Raw genomic sequence first — 22,076 nt, 5'->3', positions numbered from 1 at the left:
GTCGCAGCAGCGACTCAAGACGGTGACAGCGACCCCCGTTTCGTGTCGAAACAGCCGTCGCTGACCGGGTGGCGCCGATAAAAGAATCCGCACCGGGTGACCGCTTTCGGCGGTCAGTCGTGGTTATCTTAGTTGTCGCGCCGGGCGGCCAGCAGCGCAGCCGCGATGAGCGCGATGACTGCAACGATGGCACCGAAGCCGGGACCGCCACCGCTAGTCGTGTCGGTGGCCGTTGCCGTTGCCGTCGGCGTCGGCTCCGGCGTCGGTTCCGGCGTCGGCTCCGGCGTCGGCTCCGGCGTCTCCGTCGGAGTCGGCTCCGGCGTCGCCGTCGGTTCCGGCGTCGCAGTCTGGCGGTTCTGGACGATCTCCACGGTCTCGGTGTCCGTGTTGTAGCTGTCGTCGGACTCGAGCGTGTACGTGCCCGTCTGCACGTCCTCGAGTGCCAGCGAGACCTGGTAGGTTCCGTCCATCGACCAACTGTCCGTAGTGGTCAGGGCGACGGAGTCACCCTCCTGGGTCAGCAGCTCCACGGTGATCGCGTTGTCGTCCGGCACGAGGTTCGTACTGCCCTCGACGACCATCGTGTCGTCGACGGCGATCGGGTTGACACCCGAGGCCTCGGCGCCTTCGGGGTAGACGTTCTGGATCGTCGTCTGCGCGTCAGCGTAGCGGAACTGCTGGGTCACCATCCGGTCGTCGCTCGCGACTTCCTCGGTCGTCTGATCGAGGATGCGCGCACGGATCTGGTCACCCGTCAGGCCCGCACCGTCGAGTTCGTTCTCGGCGAAGTCTTGGAGATCGTTGACACCGGTCGGGAAGTTACCGTCACCGTAGTCGCCGTCACGGCCCGGGATCAGGACGTGCACGCTGACCTGACCCTCTTGGAGGCCCTGACCGCCGGAGACGCTGAGTTCGTCTTCCTCGAACGTGTTGTCGTCGTCCACCGAGATGGACTCGTAGTTCGCGTTCCCACGCTCGCCGACGAAGATCACGTCGACGTTCTGGTTACCCAGAGCCGTCCCGGTGACGTTCACTTCGTCGTCCTCGATGGCCACCTGGCCACCGACCGTCTGGACGGTTGCGCTCAGTTCGGTGTCGACCACACGGAGGGACTTCTGACTGCTCGTCCCCGTGTTGAACGCCGAGACGTTGAGCGACGAGTCGGGGTTACCCGTACCACCCGCGTCGGCCGTGTCGATCACGCCGATGCGGTAGCTGCCGGGCAGCGAGAGGATCTCGTTACCTCCGCCGTCACCCTCCGAGAGGATGACGTCTTCGACTTCGAACGTGTCGTCAGCGTCGACGCTGATCGACCCGTCGACCGGACCGCTGCTGGCACCGTCGTTACCGGTTTCGGTACCGTCGACGTCCAGAAGCTGGTAGTCGCCCTGGCGCCGGATGTAGAGCGAGACATCGTCGATGCCCTGACTCGCGGAACCATTGATGGTCACTTCACTGCCGACCACGTAGGTGTTGTCCGGAGTCTCGAGGGAGACCTCACCTTCTTCGACGGTGAGCGTCGGGTCGTCTTCGGGCTCCTGCCCGTTGACGATCTGCGTCGGAGTCGTGCCCGACGCGTGGAGGTCGACATCGACGTCGGTCGTATCGAGGTACTGCGTCTCGATCTGACCGACACCGACGCCCGTGTCGTCGTCGATGGTGACGTTGGCGTAGGCGTACTCCACGGTGCCGACGGTGTCACCGTTGCTGATCTCCGTCCGGGTGAGCACGCTGTTGGAAGCGTTGATCAGGCCGACATCGTTCGTGTCACCGACCTGGCGGAAGATGCGCGCCGAGTCGAGGTTGCTGTTGGTGTCACGGAAGTCTTCGGCGTCGATGACCACGTAGTGGTTGTCACCAGCGTCCGACCCACGGAGCGTGAAGGTCACGTCCTCACCCCGCGCGTGGCCGTTTCCATGTCGAGGTCGTTGGTGATGTCGTCGTCACCGGTGACGGTGATTGTCGTCGACTCGGTCGCCGACCCGAAGTCGAGGTCGTCGCTCCCAGCGACGGTGACCGTGTAGGTCCCCGTCCCGAGGTCGGTCAGGTCGAGGTTCCAGGTGACGTCCTCACCGTCGGTGTTGGCGCCCTTGACCGCGGGGCCACCGTTCTGGGTGAGCGCGTCGCCGGTCACGTCGAGGCCGGTGTCGTCCTCGACGGTCAGTTCGATGTTCTCGGACTCCTCGTAGTTGTAGTCGGCCACGACGTCGAGGTCACCGGAACCGGTTCCGGTGTTGGGACCGCTAGCGCCACCCTCGCCCTCGCGGACGGAGCCGCCAGCGATGTCCTCGCCGTTCGTGTTGAGGATTTCGAGGTCCTCGATCTGGGGCTGCAGGACCGTCACGCCGTAGACGCTGTCCTGGAACTGGTCGGGACCGTTCTCGTCGTACTGGCCGGTCGCCTGGTCGTCGTCGATCGGGATCGTGAGCGTCTGCCCCTCGGCATCACCGCTGGTGCCGGTCAGGGAGTCGAGCTGATTCCCGCTGGAATCGACGAACGTGATGTCTTCCTCACCCTGGAAGACGGTCGATCCGTTGTAGACCTGACTGTCCGCGTCACCAGCGCCCGGGTTGGACCGGGTGGTGCTGGAGGAGACGGTGACGGTGACAGGTGTGTTGGCGTCAACAGTCCCAGTGGCGGTTGCTGAACCGTCGTAAGCGTTGATATTGACAGTTTTATCTCCCGAAGTGGTTCCACTCCAGTCGATAGTGACGGTCCCGCTAATGGAAACATTTTGTTTCCCATTAGTTGTGATGTCAATCGAAGATCCAGACGCAGTTGAAACAGCTTTCCCGGAAAGGGTAGTAGTGTTGTCTACGTCTGTGACTTCGAGATCGGCATCAGCAAATGAACCGGCACTGATACTGATTTCGGTCGTACTGTCGCCAGTTGCCGAGTAATTATCCACATCGAACGATACATCGTGTGTCACAGTGGTTTGTGCAACACTAGTCGGACTCAGGCTCTCGTTTTGGAGCACTGGAGTACCGGCTGCTGCCGCAGCACTCCCAGACAGCGCCACGGTGCCAGCGAAGACGCTGAACACCATGAGCGCGGCCAGGATGACTGCGCGGACTTTCTTATTATAGTCTGTCATGTTTTTCGTTGTTGTCTGCAGTGACAGTCCCGAGGTCGACCCTCTTTCGTGTCGAATTTGTGGTCCGGCGTCGCGCCAGCCACCGGTAGGGGTAGTCGAAACATACCCATCCTGTATTAAATGTTTTCTGGTATCAGCGTGATAGCAAATCACGTGCGGCGCGAAAACAGACGTTCTAGAGCTCAGATATACTGTCTACGCCATGTGTAGCTCTTGTCACTGCGTCAACTTAATTTTGATTGAGGTTTGCCGTGGGCGCCGACACCGCGAGCGTGCTGGATACGAGTATCCCGGTACGGTCCGAAGCGTGTCGTTGGAGGGTGGAATCGAACAGGCGGTCCGCCCGGTGGCGGGTGTCCGGGATGCGCACGAAGCGACGCTTGTGTGTGATACGGTTTAGTGTAAGTCATTACCGGTGGGTCGCCGACCCGTCCTGGCGACCCACCGGTGAACAGTTACACTAATTGGTATGAGGACTGTCCAGCAGAAAGAGCCTAGGCCGGGATTTGGAACGCCGGGTCTCCCGTCGCCGCTCCGGCGGTTACGGAGTTTCGAGGCGAAAGCCCACGAGTTCAGTCGTGGGATGAAGCCGACAGCCGGCAAAACGTTGATTGTACCGGCGCTCGTCGGTTGTGATGCCGAGTCCGGGGTACGGATACGCACTCCGCGCGGAGGTAGATGAAGCCCACTATCCCGGCCGGGGGCCGTACTGGCACGGCCCACAACCCGAACACCTCCGCCGAAATGACTCTCCTCGGAATCGCTATCTTGGTGGCAATTGCCGGTGCGGTGGTTTGGTCGAATTACATTTTATTTTGGATGCGTAGTTCCGGTAGCTGAGCCCTCTGAGAGAATTGGTAGATGGTTGATATTCGATGAATAATTACGCGTGTATGATGCTACAAGCACATCCCGGTGGCCCATTCCCTTATATGATCAATTGGGCGGATGTGTTCGTCGCTTTTCTGGTTCTGACCGCCCTGATATACGTCTTCTATCGCTTAGCAGCTGGAGAATGAATCACTTCACGCTAGCAACTTCCCGCATACACAAATAAATCTCCAGTATCTCTCAAACGCTCCACACACCGAGGAGGGAAAAAGCAACCAGCCGCGGTGAGGCGGCTACTGACCGATTACGACCGGAGCGAATTCGACGTATCTCTCTCGCGTCTCACCATCGAGAGTACTAGTCGTCGTCAGCGGTGTACGCGCCGCTACGACGCTTGATGCGTGCGACGACCAGCCGCCCGTCGTTCGGGCGGAAGGTCACGGAGAGCCGGAACTCCCCGATTCGTATCTTCTTGTAGGGACTGTTCTGGAGCGGTTCCCCGTAGTCCGGCGGGTCGCGCCACGGTGAGGAGACGATTTCATCGAGCTTGTCCAGTATCCGGTCTTGGTCGGCGGGGGAGAGTCCGTCGAGGTCGTCTTCGGCTGTCGAGGAGAGTTCCCACGTCCACCCGTCGTCACTCATCGCTCGTGCCGAACCGCTCGCGGGCCTCCTCTGCGCTCGTCGTCCGTCCCTCGCGGATGTCCTCCTCGGCTTCGAGCAGGGCGACGAGTTCGTCGCGGTCGAACGTCGGGAACTCGACAGCGTCCCGAAGCGTGTACCGGATGAACTCGCTCCGACTGTTGAACCCGCGCCCCTGCCACGTATCGTCTATCTGTTCGAGGAACGATTCGGTGAGTTTGAAATTCACCGTGGCGATGTCGTCCCCGCCGTCGTTTGTATCCGCTTCGGACATATAGACGTAATACGCTGGTCTTACCAATAGTCGTTTCGCCGGAATCCCACTCGCCACGTAACCGTCGTGGATGGCCGCATCGAGGCCATTCTATCACATTCCTGACTACGGTTCATCGTCCGTCCTGTGAGTGTGGATTAGCGAAATCCGTGGTGTCCCTGAGGGGACGCGCCTCGGTCGATTTCGGGTCTATCCCGCCGCTGTCTATGAATTAGTCTGTGTGTCCTGACACATCATCGAATCGCATTACGGCGAGGGATGCCCCGTTTAGCGAGAGGAGTCAATCTTGAACGGGTTTCGTTCAGAGGTGTGTGGCCGTTAAAGTGTGCGTACAAGGAGTGTACGGCAGAAAGAGCCTAGGCCAGGATTTGAACCCGGGACTCTCGTCACCGCGCTGGCGGTTACACGCGGCTGTTTAGCAGACTACACCAAGTGAGAAGATGGCCGCTCGAAGTCCAGTCTCGGCTCCAACGCTCCCGAGGGAACATTCTTACGTCGAGAGGCCCGACATAGAGATGTAATGGCATCGTCCACCAGTTCCGAACCCACCGACGAGTTGGCGACTGCCGTCGGTCAGTACGTCCTCGGCGAGATATCCCTCGGGAAGGCCGCCGAAGCGGCGGGGATGACCCGCTGGGAGTTCGAGGAAGTACTTCGGGACGCCGGCTTCGAGTCACTGTACGGGCCACGAACGGACGACCAGCTGGAAGCGGAAATCGACACCGCTCGGAACCTCGGCGAGTAAATGGCGGAAGGGCATCCGCAACCGGTGTTTCTCGACACGACCGTCGTCAGCAACTTCGCCAGCACGGACGGAATCGGATTTCTCTCGACGTTGCTCGAATCGCCAGTCGTCGTGCCTGCCGTTCGCGAAGAGATCGAACGCGGAGAGCGTGCCGGATACGAGTATCTCGGCGTCGCAGTCGATGCGATCGGTGAGTCGCTACCGATTCGAGAGGTACCGTCCGAAGCGGACGATTCGGAGATCCGCGACCGACTCGATGCCGGTGAAGCGGAATCGATACTGGGAGTACTCTCCCACGGCGGAACGGTGGCGACGGACGACCTGGCCGCTCGCCGGGTCGCCGAGAGCAGAGATCTTCCCGTCACGGGATCGATCGGACTGCTCGTGCTCGGTATCGAACGCGAGCGGATCGACAGCAAAACGGCTGACGAGTGGCTCGATAGGTGGCGCAAACGCCGAGGGTACTACGCGCCGGTCGAGAGCGTGACAGAGTTACTCGACGACGGGCAGTAGAAACGAGGGCAGTCTGCGCCGCGGGCGCAAGCCTAGGCCGGGATTTGAACCCGGGGTCTCGTCCTTACCAAGGACGCGCTTTACCGCTAAGCTACCCAGGCGCGCGTATTCCGGTTGGCCGGAGCCGTCTTTAGGCGTTTCGATTTACGGGTCGGCGGCCGAGGGCGCGGCGTCGCCGTCGGCGAGCGTGAGGATACGGTCGGCAGTCGCGTCCGGGAGCGCGGCGTCGGGGGGCGGAAGGTCGCCGTCGAACTCCCTGGCGAGGCCGGCGGCGTATTCGAGGAGGTCCGACCCGGGCGTGACGCCGACGCCGGTCGTTCCGGCGGCGACGGCGAGAGCGAACACGTCGGCTTCGAGATTGCGATCCAGGGCCGCGTGGTCGGCGTCGGCACCGGTTCCGTGGCGCCGGGTCTGGTCCCGGCCGAACGCCCGAACCACTTCGACGGCGCGGTCGGCCGTCTCCGTGCGCGCGAGGAGGTAGAACCCCCGGGAGACGAACACGTCGGCAGCGAGGATGTCGAGATCGGCCTGCCGAGCGGCCTCGCTCTCACCGTCGGCCCAGGGTTCATCGTGGGCGAGCGTCCGGGTGAGTCGAAGCCCCTCGTAGATGAGTTGGACGCCAGCGGCGCGTTCGGCGAGGGGAGCGGTATCGACCGCCGGGTCGAGCGCGCGGGCGCTCAGCAACGTCAGGACGCTGGGCGCCATCGAGGCGTCCGCGAGACGGTCGCGAAGCACTTCGCGGAGCCGTTCGGGTTCGATGTCGGCGAGCGCGTCGCGGGCGGCACGCCGGGCCCGTACGGCGTTGTCCATTACAAAGCGGTAGCACTGGGAGAGCCAAAGACCTTTGGAAACGGTGTCCGAGGCGCCGACGGCACGACGGGAGCCTTACAGGTGAATCGGATCGGGCGCGGGTGGCATCTCGCGTTTGTGCGCGCTCCGTTCGTACAGATCGACGACGCGGTCGACCTGATCGGGGGTCACGTCGAGATGCCGAACCGTCCCGGACTTCGAGAGCGGGCCGTCGATGTGTAACGCGAGGATGGCATCGAGCGTGTCGTAGCCGAGCCCCATCTCCGCCTCGTCGGTCTGGCCGGTCCACATCTCGGCCGACGGCGTCTTCGTCACCAGATCGTCGTCGACGCCGACGTGGGCAGCCATCTGCCGTACCTGCTGTTTGTAGAGATTGCCGATGGGGTTGCAGTCGACCGCCTGATCGCCGTATTTCGTGAAGTAGCCCGTGAGCGCCTCGCTCCGGTTGCCCGTCCCGAGGACGACCCGGTTTTCCGCGTTGGCGACGAAGTAGTTGAGGACAGCCCGAACCCGAACGCGGACGTTCCCCGCGGCCGTCCGGAGCGGGTCGGTGTCGATTCGCTCCCCTGTCCCCTGCTCCGGGAAGGCGTCGACGAAGGCGTCGAAGATGGGCTCGATGTCGATGACATCGTACTCGATGCCGAGATCGCGGGCGACGCGTTCGGCGTCGCTCATGTTGTCCGCGGCGTTCACCTCGCTGGGCATCACGAGACCGTGGAGGCGGTCGGCACCGAGGGCCTCGACCGCGAGAAACGCCGTCAGCGTGCTGTCGATACCGCCGGAGAGGCCGAGGACGGCCCCGTCGGCGCCGGCACGGTCGACGACATCCGCGACGAACGCGGTGATATGGTCGCGCGTCGCCGCCAGTTCCGCCTCCGAGAGGCGGAGGTCGAGCGGGGCCGACTCCTCCAGAATGACGGATTCGTCGCTCATCGACTCGGTGTACGGGTGCCGGTTTGAAATACTCTCCCATTCACGGAATGCGGTGGACGTGCGTCCGAACAGCGATCCCGAAATCGACCGGACGGACAGTTCGTCACTCCACGTCGAGTGTCGTCTCGTCGACGGCGCCGGTCGTCCCGCTGGCCGCGTCGCGTCGCTCGCCCGCCGTCTCCGCCTCGCCGCCCGTGGCCTCCTCCCGGATGCGGAGCACGCGCTCGTACGGGAAGAAGTCGCGGCCGCCGGCGTGGGTCACCCAGACCCCGGAGTCGTAGAAGTCGACGGCGTCGACGTGCAAGGGGTCGCCGTCGGCGGTCCACTCGTAGGTCGACCGCGACCACCTCTCGAAGTCGAACGTCCGCCACCGGGCGTCGTTATCGACGTACTGATCGGGGACGAGGAAGGTGAACGGCGTCCATCGTCGGAGCTCCATACCGCCCAGTGAAATATCAGCTCACATATCAGTAGCGGTGCCCACGCTCCCGCATCCGATGTATTTATACGACTCATCGGCCATTGTCCGGATGGCCGACGCGCGCCGTTGGTCCAGTGGTAGGACAGTGGCTTCCCAAGCCACTAGCCCGGGTTCAATTCCCGGACGGCGCATTTCTGCGACCGAAGTGAGGCGAAATCGCCACGGAATCGAATCAGGAAGTGAAGCGAGCGAACGCGAGCGGAACGACCGTGGTTCGATTCCCGGACGGCGCACTCCCTGTGGTCGTTTGCCCTCCCACGTCCCGAATGGCGCAGTCACACACGATTTTTGTGCGACCACGCTCGTACCGTGCCCATGGTCCCCCTCCAGTCCGCTCCGCCCTCACTCGGCCCGCCGCTGGCGTTTCTCGTCGTCCTCGTCGTCGGCGGCGTCGGTCTCGGTGCGCTCGGAAGCGCCGTCGCGCGCCGCCTATCGAACCCCGTCGGCAAGTATCGACTCCTGTATCTCGGCGTTCTCGTGCCGTTCGCGCTGCTGTCGTACGGCGTCCTCGCCCTCCTCGAGTTCGGGAGCGCCGTTGCGGCGACGGTCGGCACGGCCGGCCCACTCGGCTCGCTGGTCGCGGACGCGACGGGGCTGCTCGGCGCCGGCGTCGTGTGGCTGGCGGCATACGCGGCCACGATCCGCGGCGTGCGGGCCGTCCGCGACATCGATCTCTCGACGACCACGGCGGTCGCCCGGATGGCGCGATACGTCGTCGGGGTGAGCGTCGCCGTCGCCGTGGTCATGCTCCCGCTTCGAGTCGGGTCGGGCGTGTCGCCGCTCGGACTGACTATCGTCGTCGCCGTCCTGCTTCTCGTCGGGGTCGGCGCTTCGCCGTGGATCGTCGCCGCGCTTCGCTCGACCACCTCGCCGGACGAGTCGGTTCGGGACCGACTGGCGACGCTCCGGAACCGGGCGGGACTCGACGTCCGGGACACGCTCGTCCTCGACACCGACGACGAGGAGACGGCGGCCGCCTACGTCCGCGGCCCGCCGGGCTACCGCCGGCTGTTCGTCACGACCACGTTCCTCGACCGGTTCGACGACGAGACGGCGGCGGCCCTGCTCGCGGTGCAGGCCGGCCGCGTCCGAACGCGCCTCCTCGTCCGGCGGGCCGGCAGCGCCACCCTCGCGGCGATACCGCTCGTCGCGGCGGTGGCCGGATGGGGGCCACGGTGGCCGCTACTCGGGAGCGCCGTCGGCGTCGTCCTCGTCGGATTCTGGCTCGCCCGACGCGGCGTCCGGGCGGCCGACGACGTGGCGGCAGGAACCGTCGGGAACGACGCCGTCGCCGACGCGTTCGAGCGCTACGCCGAGGTGCACGCGCTGGAACCGACGCGGCGGCGCGTGCCGAATCCGCTGTCGGTGAACGTCGCCCTCGGAGACCGGATCGACCGCTTGCGCGGGCGCTAAGGCTGGGCGTCGTCGACGACGCGTCGGAGTTCGGCCGTCGCCCCCTCGTCGTACCGAAGCACCCGCCGCCACCACGGCCCCTTCCCCGAGTCGCTCGACAGTTCGGTGACGAGGCGACCGGCCGTCGCGCCCGCATCGGGCGCACTCAACGGCACCGCCCGATCCAGCAGGCGGGAGCCCTCGCCGCCGGCGACCAGCACCTTCGCGTCGAACGCCGCGCGTTTGAGGTGGGCGTTGCTCGTGAACGGCGCCCGTGCCGCGTCGTCGAGTTCACGGTACGTCTCGCCCGTCACCGCGCGTTCGACCCGAAACTCGCCGATCAGGTAGGCGCCCCACTCGGGCGGGAACGCGGGCGCCCCGGCGGGGTCGCCGCGGAGCGACAGCGTCGCGTAAAAGAGGAGGGAGTCGCCGGGATCGAGCGTCGAGAGCGGCCCCGCCTTCACGCCGTGTTCGTCGCCGTAGGTGTGGGTCGTCGAGCCGTGGACGCCCGCGAACTCGGGGTCGAGGTGGACCCGCCGGTCGGCCACGTCGCTCGTGTCGACGGGGAGCCGAAAGGAGAGATCACCGTACGTCGGCACCGCCTCGCCCGTCGGCTCGCGTTCGGGAATCGGGACGTACGCGAACCGGCCGTCCGGGGTGACGGGGCCACGGAACCCCGGGAGCGTGGTGTTGGCGCCGACGTTGATGGCGATGGCTCGGGGCATGTCGCTCACGCTGGGGTGAATCGGAGCAGGCGGTCGTCCGCTCCGACGGGCGACCCCCGACCGTCGCGGTTGCTCGTCACGGCGTGGAGGTGGCCGTCGGGGCCGGTGAACACCGTCCGAATCCGGCCGTACGCCCCCTCGAAGAGCCGTTCCTGTTCGACCACCGCGTCGCGGCCTCGCGGCTCGTCGTCCGATCCGTTCGAGTCGCGTCTCGACTCGCTCCCCCCGAACCGAACCCGGCGGACGTGTTCGGCCTTGAGCGTCCCGAAGAAGAAATCCCCCCGCCACGCCTCGATGGGGCCGTCGTAGAACGTCGCACTCGCGGGCGCGATGGTGGGGGAGTAGTGGGCGAGCGGGTCGGTGAACCGGTCGTCGTCGCTCGGCCCCCTGGCTTCGGGCCAGCCGTAGTTCTCGCCGGCCCGGAGGACGTTGATTTCGTCCGCGACGGAGGGGCCGTGTTCCGTGCTGTAGAGTCGGCCGTCGCGGACGGCGAGCCCTTGGGGGTTGCGGTGGCCGTAGCTGAACACGGGGGAGTCGAAGGGGTTGTCGGGGTGGGGCTCACCGTCGAGGGTCACGCGGAGCACCGAGCCCGCGAGAACGTCGGAGTCCTGGGCGCTCGGGGCGGCCGACGCGTCGCCACACGTCATATAGAGGGCGTCGTCGTGGACGAGGAGGCGCCCGCCGTCGTGGATGTGTGCCCCCGGAATCCCCGTGAGAAGCGGTTCGGCCGCCCAGCCGTCGGTCAGATCGTGACGGACGAGGCGGTTGGCCAGTCCGCCGTCCGCCTCGTAGGTCTGGTGGGTGTAGGCGTAGGGCTCCGAGGGGTGGAAAGCAAGCCCTAGCAGGCCCCCTTCGCCGACGTGGCGCACGCCGTCGACGGACTCGACGACGGGTTCGACCGAGCCGTCGATCAGCCGGACGATCCGCCCCGGCCGCTCGGTGAGGTAGAGGGTGCCGTCGCGGTAGCCGACGCCCCACGGAATCTCCAGGCCGGTAGCGAGAGTTTCGGTAGCGACGCCGTCGGTGGTGGCAGTGTCGTCGCTCCCGGCCGAGCCACTGCCCGTCTCCGACCGCTCGGCACAGCCCCCGAGCACCGCGGTAGCCCCGAGGGTCGCGAGGTAGCGTCGTCGGTCCATATCGGCCGGTAGGACTGGAGCGATAAACTACTTCGGGGGGGAGAGATTCCGGCCGAACTCGTCGAAGACATCGAGGTCGTCGGGCAGGTCGTAGTCGATGCGGCGCTCCTCCGTGCGGTTCTCGCCGCCGGCGTCGAGCGGTTCGGCCACCTCGTCCCAGCCGGGTTTGACGCGGACGCTCTTGGCGGGCATCCCGACTGCGATGTGATGGGCCGGTACGTCGCCTTGCACGACCGCCCGGGCGCCGACGACGGCGTTCGGGCCGACGCGCGTGCCGGCGCTGACCATCGAGTCGTAGGTGACGCGGGCGTCGTCCTCGATGATCGTGTGGTAGTTACGCACCTCGGTCTGGTCGACGATGTCGTGGTCGTGGCTGTAGACGTGGACGCCGTCGGAGATAGAGACCCGGTCGCCGACCGTCAGTCGCCCCCGGTCGTCGAGGTGGACGTCGTCGTGGACGACGACATTGTCGCCGACGGCGATGTTGTGGCCGTAGGTGAACGTGATACCCTTGAAGAAGCGACAGTCGTCGCCGCAGTCGGCGAAGAGGTGGTTGGCGAGCATCCGCCGGAACCGGAGCGCGAACTCGACGTTGTCGGCCATCGGCGTGGCGTCGAACTGGCGCCAGAGCCACTGGAGGTACTTCGACTCCCTGAACTGCTCTTCGTCTTTCTCCGCGTAGTACTCGCTCTCGAGCGTGGCGTTACACGGGTCGTATCCCTGCAGGCGGACGCGCTCGGCGGGGGACACGTCGCCGCCGTCCTGCCACCGTTCGTACGCCTCGCGGTCCCCGAACAGGTCGACCAGTACGTCCCGTACTACCCTGCACGTATCCTCGTCGGAGGAGAGTCGCTCGTCGACGTAGTCGATAAACTCCCCGACGCCGTCCTCGGCATCGGCGGGGAGAGAGACGTGTCGCTTCGTCATGCAGCCCCGGTAAGCAACGGGTACTCAAAGGGGTTCGGGTGTGCACGGTCCGCGGTCAGGCGAGGAAGACGTGGCGCGGCCGGTCTGCGAGCACGTCGCGCCCCCAAGAGACGGTGTCGGTGAACGCGTCGGAACGGAAGAAGTTCATGGCGTCTTCCTTCGAGCGCCACTGGCTGGCGATGAACATGTCGTTCTCGTCTTCGAGGTTGATCATCAGGTCCGTCTCGCCGTGGCCCGCCATGTCCGCGAGTACGCCGCCGACCGTCTCGAACTTCTCGACGAACTCCTCGCGGTGGTCCGGCTTGACCGTATAGAACATACCCATCGTGCCGAAGCCGGACTCCTCGCCCGCCCGGCTGACGATGCCGGGGAGTTCCGAGAGAAAGCCCGCGGCGGTGTCGGCGGCGCTCGCGGTGTCCCAGATGCTCACGACCGCCCGCCGGTCCCGTTCGAGGGCGTCGTACACCGCCGTCTTGACGTGTGTGTCGTAGTGGTCGAAGTTGGATCGTAGGCCGTCCACCTCGTCGAAGAGGCCGTCGGCGTCGGCTTCCGAGTAGAGCACCGTCGCGTACACGTCCTCGCCGTGGGGCTTGCCGGCGTAGATGTCCAGGTCTTCGAGTTCGCCGCGGATGTCGTCCGCGTCGGCCTCGTCGTGTTCGTCGTCACCGTGGTGGTCCGCGTCGGCCTCGTCGTGGGCGTGCGCGTCGTCGCCGGTCGGCACCGACTCGCCCGCCAGAAACGCGGGCAGATCACTCGGTGGGAACCGGCGCCCGACGTAGAACGGCCCGAACTCGCTGTAGCGGGCACTCGCCTCGTCGTACCGGAGTTCGTAGACGATATCCTTCAGATTCGTCGGGTCCTCGGAGAAGAGCGTCACACCCCACTCCCAGTCGTCGAGGCCGACCGACGAGCAGACGATCTGTTTCACCCGCCCACCGAACTCGCGGCCGTGTTCGCCGTGCTCTTCCATCATCTCCCGCCGGCGCTCGAAGGGCAGGTCGTACCAGTTGTCCTGCTCGCCCCGTTTCCGGCTCATGGGGTAGAAACAGGCGTACTGGCCCTCGGGAATGTCGGGTTCGAGTTTCCCCTCGATGTAGCGTTTGAGACCCTCGTCGGTCTCCTCCTCGTCGTCGGTGAAGTAGGCGTCCGAGACGTAGCCGCTCACTTCGGTGACGGAGACGTAAGAGGTGGACTGCTCGGTGAACGCGCCGAGGGCCGTGCGGTCGAACCGCCGTTCGGCCGTCGACAGCGCGTCGAGGGTCGGACGCAGGTGGACGATCATCAGGTCCGCCTTGTGCCCGACCATCGCGAAGACGGCCGAGACGCCGTCCTCGGCGTCCTCGACGGCCTCGTGAGCGTCGAGATACGCGACGCCCTCCTCGATGGCCGACTCTCGCTCCCGCTCGGGGGCGTCACGCCACGCCGCCCAGTCGATCCGACGGAAGTCGTGCAGTGCGTACCAGCCTTCGTCCGTCTGGGGTGGTTCGCGCATAGGAGTCCGTTGGGACTGGGGGGGTATGGGAGTTGTGTGTCGTCGCCAGGCGATGGGAAGGGGAGCCGATGCGGCGGCGGAGGCGGTGCGGTCGCTGTGAGGAGGGTTGCGACCGGAGCGCGGGCCAAGGACCGACTGTAAGGCGGTCCGCAGGCTTTTGGTCCAGCTTTTATAAGCGACCGAGCGCAATAAAAGGTGAGCGTTTTAGAGCAACTGCGGCCCGAAGATCATCAACACGAGCGAGGCGAGCATCGTCAGCCCGATGCTAGTGGTGATGGTGCGTACGAGCCTCGCGGGGTCGGAGACGGGTAGCCGCGACACCACCGACTCGGCGCCCATGCGCAGGATGCGCCCACCGTCGAGCGGGTAGCCGGGAATGCAGTTGAACAGGCCGAGCTGGAGGTTCACCCACGCCGCCCAGAAGAGGGTGTTGGCGAGGACGAACACCCCGTCACCGAGGGGGGCAAGCGGCCCCTCGACGACGAAGAAGTTCGTCACCGAGGGCGTGAAACCGGGGAAGTTGGGGATGCCAAGCACGACGGAGGCGAGCGGAAGGACGAGGGCGACGTAGACGAGGGCAAAGGGCGAGTCTGTCAGGCCGGCGACGGCCGAGCCGCCGGCGCCACCCGACCCGCCGAGCAGTTCGAGGTAGGTGCCCGCGGGGTAGGTGCGGACGCCGAAGTCGGTGATGAGGAGCCCGCTCGTGCCGGGGAAGATGTCGACGCCAATGAAGCCGTTGCCGTCTCGCGGGTTCTCGCCGAGGCGCACGTCGTAGGTTCGGAACTCGCCGTCGACGTAGGCGCGGACGGGGACGCGGTCGCCCTCCTCGTAGCCGTCCAGCACCCGCGACAGGTCGTCCGAGGAGGTGACCCGTTCGCCGCCGATGCTCGTGATGATCAGCGTGGCGTTCGTCGGGGCGCTGGCGTTGGCGAGCGGCCCGTCGGGGGCGACCCCGGTGATGTACGCCCCGACGGGGATGGTGCGCGTGCCGGCGGTCGTCTCGATCTCGGCGAACGTGTCGTTCGCCACCGCGGCCCGGAACTCGCCGCGGGTGGTGACCGGCGTGCCGTTGACCGCCGTCACGCGGATCGGTTCGTCCCCGACCGAGAGGTTCGCGGGGTTGCCGCCGACGCTCCCGACGACGGTCAGCGAGCGCTCGACCCGAATCGTCCGCTCGCCATCGATTTCGACGGCGACGGTCCGGTTATCCGCGGCGAGGAGGGCGTCGTCCAGGTCGCGCTCGGTCGTCACCTCGGTGCCGGCGACGGCCGTCACCCGGTCACCGTGGCCGATGCCGGCGGCCGATGCCGGCGACCCCTCGTACGCGCCGTCGACGGCGACGCCGGGAGCGACGCCCACCGCGCCGATGACGGGACCGAAAAGGAGCGCGAAGGCAACGGCGGTGAGCACGAAGTTGTTGGTCACGCCCGCCGCGAACATCCGGGTGCGGGCGCCGCGGTTGGCCGCCCCCTGGCTCTCCTCGTCGGGTTCGACGAAGGCGCCGATGGGGATAAAGGCCAGAAAGACCACGCCCATCGACTCGATGTCGATGTCCTCGACGCGACAGAGGAGGCCGTGTCCCCCTTCGTGGACGACGAGGCCGACCAGCAGGCCGAAGACGATTTCGGGCGCGACGGCGAGCGGGAGGAAGTCGTTGACGCCGGGGACGACGAGGAAGTTCTGGGGCTGGTTGACCGCCGACGGCGGCGGCGGGTTTCGGAGGATCGTCAGCGCCTGAAAGAGCAGGAGGAGGAACATACCGGCCATGATGACCAGCGCGACGCCGACGCCGACGTTGCTGTACGCGCGCCAGAAGCGCCTCGGCTGCGCGAGACGGGTGAGGAGGGCGCGTCCACGGCGGGTGTGAATCGTCGCGATTGGACCCTGTAATCGCACGGCACTCGGGAGGTAGCCGCGGATCTGGAGGGCCTTCGCCACGAGGGAGTAGACGAGGACGCCGACGAGCACCCACAGCAGCGTGTTCATCTACCCGAGGCAAGGCCGCGACGGCAAAAGGCGTTCGGATACGATCACCACGCTTCGGGCGTCTCCTCGCCGCCGACCGAACCCGCGCGGCTTTTTCCCGTCGGCCACCAAGTGTCGAGACATGACTCGCTTCGACGCGGCCGACACGGCCGGGCGACGCAAACTGTTCGCGGAGGCGGTACTCGCCCACCGCAACCGTGGCAGCCAGTTTCTGACCATCGAGGTCGACCCCGCGGACGCACCGGGCGTCGATCCCGACGACGGCGACGACGACCCCGCGCCCGTGCCCTGGGTCCAGTTCGCCGAAAAGACGTTCAACCTCGACTGCACCGACGCGGAGCTCGACCGCCTGAAGGACGTGCTGGCCGAATTTCCCGAATGTCGTATCGACCGGATCGAACGACCCGACGAGGCCGAGGGGGCGAACGTTCGGGTCACCGCGCGCTCGGACGCGAACCGGCTGGGACAGTTCGCCGACCGCGCCCTGCAGGCCACCTACGGCCTCGACGACGGCTACCGGGCGTGGGTGACGCAGGTGTGAGACGGGGGCCGTAACTGGGTGCCGGTGAGTCGCCGTCCCGCGTCGGTGACGGACGGGTCCGACGGACGACGATCCGTACGACCGGAGGGGAAGCGTGATACTCGTGGCGAACGGGATACTGAATTATGAACGTCTCGTGGAGATCGGAGGAGCGGGGCCGTGAGTGACGCGACTCCCCCGCCAGCCCTCCTATCGCGGCCGCTAATACCAGTGGCGAGCGAGGACGACGCGGTCGAAACCTGTCACACGGCGTTCCCGCGTATCGCCGCCGCGGACGGCCGGGCCGTGGTCGTCCACGTGATAGAGAAGGCGGGAGGCGCGCCCGATAAGGCCTCGGTCGAAGGGCGCGAGGAGGCGGCCAAAGCGGCGTTTTCGGCCGTTCGCGACTGCGCCGCCGAGGCGGGGGTCGACGTCGAGACTGAGATCCGGTACGGCACCGACGTGGTCGATGCCATCCTCGACGCGGCCGCGGATCTCGACGCTAGCGCGATCGTCTTCCACCCCCGTGGCGGGTCGTGGCTGCTCGACCTCCTGACCGGCGACGTACGCGATACGCTGATCGCCGAGAGCGACCGACCGGTCGTGGTGTTGCCGGACGCTGCGAGCGACGGCACGGACGCGGAGGCCGACCAGTGAGCGACGAGGAACTCGCGAAGGACCTCGGTCCGCTGGCCGCCCTCACCATCGGCGTCGGGACGATGATCGGCGCGGGCATCTTCGTGCTCCCGCGGACGGCGATCAGTCAGGCCGGCTCCTTCGCCGTCGTCGCGTTCGTCCTCGGGGGCGCCATCGCGCTCCTGACGGCGTTCTCGGCGAGCGAACTCGGGACGGCGATGCCGAAATCCGGCGGCGCGTACTACTACGTCAACCACGCGCTCGGGCCGCTCTTTGGATCGATCGCCGGCTGGGCCAACTGGCTCGGCCTCGCCTTCGCCTCCGCATTTTATATGGTCGGGTTCGGCCAGTACATCCAGCAGATATTCGGGATCACGGGAACGGTCGGCCTCGGCCCTATCGGGCTCGACCCGGTGAAGCTCATCGCCCTCGCGGGCGGTGCGTTCTTCGTCGGCGTCAACTACGTGGGCGCCAAGGAGACGGGACGCCTCCAGAACGTCATCGTGATCGTCTTGGTCGGGATTCTCGCCGTCTTCACCGCCTACGGCGCGCTCCGGGCCGACCCCGCGAACCTGCCGCCGGCCGCCGGGTTCGGCGATACGATGGCCGTGACCGGCATCATCTTCGTCTCCTATCTGGGCTTCGTCCAGATCACGAGCGTCGCCGAGGAGATCAAAGACCCCGGCCGGAACCTGCCACGGGCGGTCATCGGAAGCGTCCTCCTCGTGACGGTGATCTACGCGCTCGTACTGGTGACGATGGCCGCCGCGGTGGAGCAGGGATTCATCAACGCCCTCCCGACCGAACGGATCGCCGTCGTCGAGGTGGCGCGACTCCTCCTCGGCCCCGCGGGCGCCATCGCCATGTTGCTCGGCGGTCTGCTGGCGACGGCCTCTAGCGCCAACGCCTCGATCCTCGCGTCCTCGCGAATCAACTTCGCGATGGGCCGGGACGGCATCGTCAGCGAGTCGCTCAACGAGATCCACCCCCGATTCGCCACCCCCTACCGTGCCATCGCCATCACCGGCGCGCTCATCCTCGCGTTCATCGCCGCGGGAACCGTCGAGACGCTAGCGGCGATGGGGAGTGTCCTCCACCTGGTCATCTACGCCCTCCTCAACGTCGCGTTGATCGTGATGCGGGAGGCGAAGCCGGCGGAGTACGACCCGGACTACACGATCCCGCTCTACCCGGTCGTTCCGATCCTCGGCGCGCTCACGGCGCTCGGGCTGATCGTCTTCATCACGCCGCTGGTCATCGGGCTGAGCGCCCTCCTCGTCGCCGGAGCGATCATCTGGTACTTCGCGTACGCCCGCACCCGCGCAACCAAACAGGGGATCCTCTCGGAGTATATCGTCGATCGGGCCGACGAACTCCCCGACGCCGCAGTCGACGCCGCCGCGAGCGTCCAGCCGGACGGCGGCGAGTATCGGGTGATGGTGCCGCTGGCCAATCCCGAACACGAACGGGAACTGATCGAACTAGCGAGCACCATCGCGAAGGAACGCGGCGGGACCGTCGTCGCCACCCACATCATCACGGTGCCGGACCAGACGGCCCTGGAACGCGCCAAAGGGCGGGCCGACGAGATAGACGAAACCTCGAAGTTCCTGCTCGACCGGGCGCGCGAGGACGCCGAAACCTTCGGCGTCGAGGTGGAGACCCACACCATCCTCTCGCATCGCTCCTACGAGGAGATTTTCGACGCGGCGCGGACCCACGACGCCGACCTCGTGGTGATGGGCTGGAATCCGGGCGCCCACGGCGCCCCCGGCCGCGTCGAAGGCACGATGGACGAACTCGTCCACAGCCTGCCCTGCGACATGCTGGTGTTGAACGACCGCGGGTTCGACCCCTCGCGGATCGTCGTCCCCACCGCGGGCGGGCCGGACTCCGAACTCGCGGCGGAGGTGGCGGCGCTCCTCCGCCTCACCAACGACGCCGAGGTGCGGGTGCTCCACGTCGCCGATGACGTGGACGCGGGCGAGGCGTTCTTGGAGGAGTGGGCGGCCGAAAACGGCCTCTCGGACGCCGAACTCGTCGTCCGCTCCGGCGACGTGGAGGCGGCCATCGAGGCGGAGGCCGCGGACGCGACGATGCTCGTCATCGGCGCGACGGAGCGTGGCCTGCTCTCCCGGCTGGTCCGCGGAACGCTCGTCCTCGACGTGGTCAACGACGTGGAGTGTTCGGTCCTGCTGGCCGAGCGGAAACGGGACCGCGGGCTGATCGAACGGCTGTTCGGCTAACCTGACGGTTTTTATTCTTCGACCGCCCGGTAGCGGGTATGAACGCGGACGCCGGCACGGAGGCCGACGCGGACGCCGTCACTGGCCCTCCGGACGGCATGGTCGACGCCCGCGACGACCTGACGCCGATGTTGAGTCAGTACTTCGACCGCTGTGCCGAGTACGAGGACGCCCTCCTCCTCTTCCAGAACGGCGACTTCTACCAGACTTACTGTGACGCCGCCGAGGAGGTGGCGCGGGTGTGCGAACTCACGCTCACCCAGCGTGAAGACAGCACGGGCACCTACCCGATGGCGGGCATCCCCGTCGACAACGCCGCGACGTACGTCGAACGCCTGCTGGAGGCCGGCTACCGAATCGCCGTCGCGGAACAGGTCGAACGGCCCGAGGCGGCGTCGGGGCTCGTCGACCGCGCGGTCACGCAGGTGATCACTCCGGGAACCGTCATCGACGACGAGTTGCTGGGGGCAGGGACGAAAAACTACGTCGCGGCGGTGACCCGCGAGGGTCGGACCCGCGCCGTCGGCGCCGTCGACGCCGCCACCGGCGAGTGTCTGGTGACGAGCGTCGACGACGAAGCCGGCCTGTACGCGGAACTCGACCGCCTCGCGCCCGCGGAACTGCTCGTCGGTCCCGACGCGAGCGTCGACACCGAGACGCTCGCCGTCGCGCCGATGATGACCGACCACGAGGCGGCCGATCTGGATGTCGAAGCGGCGGCCGAAACCCTCTCGGCGTACGTCTCACGCCCCGATGCGGTGGTCGAGGGCGACGCCGAACGCCGGGCCTGTGGCGCCGCCCTCGCCTACGCCGAGTGGACACAGGGGGACGACGGTCCCCTCGACTACGTCACGCGCATCCGTCGCTACGACCCGCGGGCAGCCCTCGGCCTCGACGCGACGGCCGTCCGCAGTCTCGAACTGTTCGAGAATCGGGGCGCCGGCGCGAGCGAGACGCTGTTCGACGTGCTCGACGACACCGCGTGCGCGCTCGGCCGGCGGAAACTCGACGGCTGGCTCCGCCGACCGCTCGTCGACCGCGAGCGAATCGAGGCGCGACTGGACGCCGTCGACGCCCTCGCCGACGCCGTCCTCGCCCGCGAGACGATCCGTGACGCCCTCCACGCGGTGTACGACCTCGAACGGCTCTCGGGGCGTATCTCCCGGGGACGGGCGGACGCCCGCGACCTGCGGTCGCTGAAAGCGACGCTCGACGCCGTCCCCGACGTGCTGGCGGGCGTGGACGGAGTCGACGGCGACGCGGCCCGGCTGGACGAGTTGCGCGAGCGTATCGACCCCGTCGACGACGTGCGCGACCTGATCGGGCGGGCGATCCAGCCCGATCCGCCCGTCGAACTGACCGAGGGCGGCGTGATCCGTGAGGGGTTCGACGACGAACTCGACCGACTTCGGGAGACCGAACGCGAGGGGCGGGCGTGGGTGGCGGATCTCGAAGCCCGCGAACGGGAGCGGACCGGCATCGACTCCCTCTCGGTCGGGCACAACCAGGTCCACGGCTACTACATCGAGGTGACCGACCCCAATCTGGATCGGGTGCCCGACGACTACACGCGGCGTCAGACGCTCAAAAACGCCGAGCGGTTCTACACGCCGGCGTTGAAACGCCGCGAGGACGAGATTCTTGGCGCGGCCGAGCGGGCGGACACGCTGGAGTACGAACGCTTCTGCGAGGTGCGCGAGTCGGTCGCCGCCGAGACTGACCGACTGCAAGCGGTCGCCGACGCTCTCGCCCAACTCGACGCCCTGGCGACGCTCGCGGGCGTCGCCGTCGACCGGAACTACGCGCGGCCGACGTTCCACGACGGGGGCATCGACATCGAGGCGGGCCGCCATCCGGTCGTCGAGGCGACACAGGACCGGTTCGTCCCGAACGACGCCGCCCTGCCGCCGGGCAGCGTCAGCCTCGTCACCGGCCCGAACATGAGCGGGAAGTCGACCTACATGCGACAGGTGGCGCTGATCGTCGTCCTGGCGCAGATGGGGAGTTTCGTCCCCGCCGACGCCGCTCGTCTCCCAGTGGTCGACCGGGTGTTCACCCGCGTCGGCGCGAGCGACGACATCGCGGGCGGGCAGTCCACCTTCATGCGCGAGATGGCCGAACTCACCGCGATCCTGCACGAGGCGACGCCCGACTCCCTCGTCTTGCTGGACGAGGTGGGGCGCGGCACGAGCACTGCCGACGGCCGCGCCATCGCCCGCGCCACCGCCGAGTTCCTCCACGACGAGGTGGGCGCGACGACGCTCTTTGCGACCCACTACCACGATCTGACGGGGCTGGCCGAGGCGTACGAAGGGGTTCGGAACCTGCATTTCGCGGCCGAACGCGAGGACGGCGACGTGACCTTCCTCCACCGCGTCGCCGACGGGCCAGCCTCGTCGTCGTACGGCGTCGAGGTGGCGCGCATGGCCGGGGTTCCCGATCCGGTCGTCGAGCGGTCGCGGGCGCTCGTCGAGGACGCGGACCGGGGCACGAACGGCCACGACGACGGGATACAGGTGACACTCGACGGCGTGGACCGTGACGGCGTCGAGGTGGGGGCGACCGGCGGAGGAGCGGAGGCCGACGACGGCGTCGCCGCCACCCTCCGTGAGACCGACCTCGCTCGAACGACGCCCATCGAGGCGCTGAACCTGCTGGCGGCGCTGAAAGATCGGGTCGAGGAGTCGTGAGCC

Annotated in this window: 19 protein-coding genes and 2 tRNA genes; 8 read left to right on the top strand and 13 right to left on the bottom strand. The window is 66.9% G+C overall.

Translation table 11 applies throughout. The annotated features are described in order from the left end of the window. Positions 1-128: 128 nt before the first annotated feature. From csg to HALNA_RS02550, 4 genes are all read right to left on the bottom strand, one after another. Positions 129-1,889: an HVO_2072 family ArtA-dependent S-layer glycoprotein gene (gene csg, locus HALNA_RS02565; protein ID WP_049934830.1), complete on the bottom strand. Its 1,761-nt coding sequence runs from the start codon at positions 1,887-1,889 to the stop codon at positions 129-131. Continuing rightward, positions 1,886-3,250: a surface glycoprotein gene (locus tag HALNA_RS02560; RefSeq protein ID WP_169719002.1), complete on the bottom strand. Its 1,365-nt coding sequence runs from the start codon at positions 3,248-3,250 to the stop codon at positions 1,886-1,888. The genes csg and HALNA_RS02560 overlap by 4 nt, the downstream gene beginning before the upstream one ends. A gap of 1,035 nt (positions 3,251-4,285) precedes the next feature. Further along, entirely contained in the window at positions 4,286-4,570 is a 285-nt protein-coding gene (locus HALNA_RS02555) for a type II toxin-antitoxin system RelE family toxin (RefSeq protein WP_049934826.1), read from the bottom strand. Further along, a complete protein-coding gene (locus tag HALNA_RS02550; protein WP_049934823.1) occupies positions 4,563-4,841 on the bottom strand; it encodes a ribbon-helix-helix domain-containing protein in 279 nt (92 codons plus the stop codon). Before HALNA_RS02550 ends, HALNA_RS02555 begins: the two co-directional genes overlap by 8 nt. Positions 4,842-5,361: 520 nt before the next feature. Between HALNA_RS02550 and HALNA_RS02545 the strand changes: the two genes are divergently transcribed. Further along, positions 5,362-5,586: a UPF0175 family protein gene (locus HALNA_RS02545; RefSeq protein ID WP_049934821.1), complete on the top strand. Its 225-nt coding sequence runs from the start codon at positions 5,362-5,364 to the stop codon at positions 5,584-5,586. Further along, entirely contained in the window at positions 5,587-6,099 is a 513-nt protein-coding gene (locus tag HALNA_RS02540; protein WP_049934819.1) for a hypothetical protein, read from the top strand. It abuts the gene before it with no gap. A 29-nt stretch (positions 6,100-6,128) separates the two neighbouring features. Here the strand turns inward: HALNA_RS02540 and HALNA_RS02535 are convergent. The 4 genes from HALNA_RS02535 to HALNA_RS02520 all read right to left on the bottom strand — a co-directional run bounded on the left by HALNA_RS02535 (position 6,129) and on the right by HALNA_RS02520 (position 8,281). Further along, a tRNA-Thr gene (locus HALNA_RS02535) sits at positions 6,129-6,200 on the bottom strand. A gap of 43 nt (positions 6,201-6,243) precedes the next feature. Next, complete coding sequence (locus HALNA_RS02530) at positions 6,244-6,909, bottom strand: DUF7114 family protein (RefSeq protein WP_049934817.1); 666 nt, start codon at positions 6,907-6,909, stop codon at positions 6,244-6,246. 75 nt (positions 6,910-6,984) lie between these two features. Beyond that, positions 6,985-7,842 carry an NAD+ synthase gene (locus tag HALNA_RS02525; protein ID WP_049934816.1) on the bottom strand — a complete coding sequence of 286 codons (858 nt, stop codon included), beginning with the start codon at positions 7,840-7,842 and terminating at the stop codon, positions 6,985-6,987. A gap of 103 nt (positions 7,843-7,945) precedes the next feature. Further along, positions 7,946-8,281: a hypothetical protein gene (locus HALNA_RS02520; protein ID WP_049934814.1), complete on the bottom strand. Its 336-nt coding sequence runs from the start codon at positions 8,279-8,281 to the stop codon at positions 7,946-7,948. Between the two features lie 102 nt (positions 8,282-8,383). On the opposite strand from HALNA_RS02520, the gene HALNA_RS02515 reads away from it, so the two are divergent. Beyond that, a tRNA-Gly gene (locus HALNA_RS02515) sits at positions 8,384-8,454 on the top strand. 184 nt (positions 8,455-8,638) lie between these two features. Continuing rightward, positions 8,639-9,736 (top strand): peptidase, encoded by a 1,098-nt coding sequence (locus tag HALNA_RS02510; RefSeq protein ID WP_049934813.1) that lies wholly within the window; start codon positions 8,639-8,641, stop codon positions 9,734-9,736. Here the strand turns inward: HALNA_RS02510 and HALNA_RS02505 are convergent. The 5 genes from HALNA_RS02505 to HALNA_RS02485 form a co-directional block, all read right to left on the bottom strand. Further along, on the bottom strand, positions 9,733-10,440 hold the full coding sequence (locus HALNA_RS02505; RefSeq protein ID WP_049937931.1) for an Nmad3 family putative nucleotide modification protein: 708 nt from the start codon (positions 10,438-10,440) through the stop codon (positions 9,733-9,735). The genes HALNA_RS02510 and HALNA_RS02505 overlap by 4 nt on opposite strands. 5 nt (positions 10,441-10,445) lie before the next feature. Next, the gene (locus HALNA_RS02500) at positions 10,446-11,576 is read right to left on the bottom strand and encodes a PQQ-dependent sugar dehydrogenase (protein WP_049934812.1); all 1,131 of its coding nucleotides are present in this window, start codon (positions 11,574-11,576) and stop codon (positions 10,446-10,448) included. Positions 11,577-11,603: 27 nt separating this feature from the next. Further along, on the bottom strand, positions 11,604-12,503 hold the full coding sequence (locus tag HALNA_RS02495) for an acyltransferase (protein ID WP_049934810.1): 900 nt from the start codon (positions 12,501-12,503) through the stop codon (positions 11,604-11,606). Positions 12,504-12,558: 55 nt separating this feature from the next. Further along, positions 12,559-13,995 carry a heme-binding protein gene (locus tag HALNA_RS02490; protein WP_049934808.1) on the bottom strand — a complete coding sequence of 479 codons (1,437 nt, stop codon included), beginning with the start codon at positions 13,993-13,995 and terminating at the stop codon, positions 12,559-12,561. A gap of 204 nt (positions 13,996-14,199) precedes the next feature. Then, positions 14,200-15,981, bottom strand: a complete 1,782-nt coding sequence (locus HALNA_RS02485) for a site-2 protease family protein (protein WP_049934806.1) — start codon at positions 15,979-15,981, stop codon at positions 14,200-14,202. A gap of 121 nt (positions 15,982-16,102) precedes the next feature. Between HALNA_RS02485 and HALNA_RS02480 the strand changes: the two genes are divergently transcribed. From HALNA_RS02480 to mutS, 4 genes are all read left to right on the top strand, one after another. After that, a complete protein-coding gene (locus HALNA_RS02480) occupies positions 16,103-16,522 on the top strand; it encodes a hypothetical protein (RefSeq protein ID WP_049934804.1) in 420 nt (139 codons plus the stop codon). A gap of 159 nt (positions 16,523-16,681) precedes the next feature. Then, positions 16,682-17,158, top strand: a complete 477-nt coding sequence (locus HALNA_RS02475) for a universal stress protein (protein WP_049934802.1) — start codon at positions 16,682-16,684, stop codon at positions 17,156-17,158. After that, the gene (locus HALNA_RS02470; protein ID WP_049934801.1) at positions 17,155-19,383 is read left to right on the top strand and encodes an amino acid permease; all 2,229 of its coding nucleotides are present in this window, start codon (positions 17,155-17,157) and stop codon (positions 19,381-19,383) included. Before HALNA_RS02475 ends, HALNA_RS02470 begins: the two co-directional genes overlap by 4 nt. Before the next feature lie 38 nt (positions 19,384-19,421). Beyond that, positions 19,422-22,073, top strand: coding sequence for a DNA mismatch repair protein MutS (gene mutS / locus HALNA_RS02465; protein ID WP_049934799.1), 2,652 nt, complete (start codon positions 19,422-19,424; stop codon positions 22,071-22,073). Positions 22,074-22,076: the final 3 nt, after the last annotated feature.

The sequence above is a fragment of the Haloplanus natans DSM 17983 genome (genome assembly GCF_000427685.1).
Lineage (GTDB): Archaea > Halobacteriota > Halobacteria > Halobacteriales > Haloferacaceae > Haloplanus > Haloplanus natans.
This window is presented reverse-complemented; position numbering and strand designations above follow the sequence as displayed.

Coding starts and splice junctions, on each gene's coding strand:
- HALNA_RS02555 (WP_049934826.1), bottom strand. CDS start 4,570: ATGAGTGACGACGGGTGGACGTGGGAACTCTCCTCGACAGCCGAAGAC.
- HALNA_RS02550 (WP_049934823.1), bottom strand. CDS start 4,841: ATGTCCGAAGCGGATACAAACGACGGCGGGGACGACATCGCCACGGTG.
- HALNA_RS02545 (WP_049934821.1), top strand. CDS start 5,362: ATGGCATCGTCCACCAGTTCCGAACCCACCGACGAGTTGGCGACTGCC.
- HALNA_RS02540 (WP_049934819.1), top strand. CDS start 5,587: ATGGCGGAAGGGCATCCGCAACCGGTGTTTCTCGACACGACCGTCGTC.
- HALNA_RS02530 (WP_049934817.1), bottom strand. CDS start 6,909: ATGGACAACGCCGTACGGGCCCGGCGTGCCGCCCGCGACGCGCTCGCC.
- HALNA_RS02525 (WP_049934816.1), bottom strand. CDS start 7,842: ATGAGCGACGAATCCGTCATTCTGGAGGAGTCGGCCCCGCTCGACCTC.
- HALNA_RS02520 (WP_049934814.1), bottom strand. CDS start 8,281: ATGGAGCTCCGACGATGGACGCCGTTCACCTTCCTCGTCCCCGATCAG.
- HALNA_RS02510 (WP_049934813.1), top strand. CDS start 8,639: ATGGTCCCCCTCCAGTCCGCTCCGCCCTCACTCGGCCCGCCGCTGGCG.
- HALNA_RS02505 (WP_049937931.1), bottom strand. CDS start 10,440: ATGCCCCGAGCCATCGCCATCAACGTCGGCGCCAACACCACGCTCCCG.
- HALNA_RS02500 (WP_049934812.1), bottom strand. CDS start 11,576: ATGGACCGACGACGCTACCTCGCGACCCTCGGGGCTACCGCGGTGCTC.
- HALNA_RS02495 (WP_049934810.1), bottom strand. CDS start 12,503: ATGACGAAGCGACACGTCTCTCTCCCCGCCGATGCCGAGGACGGCGTC.
- HALNA_RS02490 (WP_049934808.1), bottom strand. CDS start 13,995: ATGCGCGAACCACCCCAGACGGACGAAGGCTGGTACGCACTGCACGAC.
- HALNA_RS02485 (WP_049934806.1), bottom strand. CDS start 15,981: ATGAACACGCTGCTGTGGGTGCTCGTCGGCGTCCTCGTCTACTCCCTC.
- HALNA_RS02480 (WP_049934804.1), top strand. CDS start 16,103: ATGACTCGCTTCGACGCGGCCGACACGGCCGGGCGACGCAAACTGTTC.
- mutS (WP_049934799.1), top strand. CDS start 19,422: ATGAACGCGGACGCCGGCACGGAGGCCGACGCGGACGCCGTCACTGGC.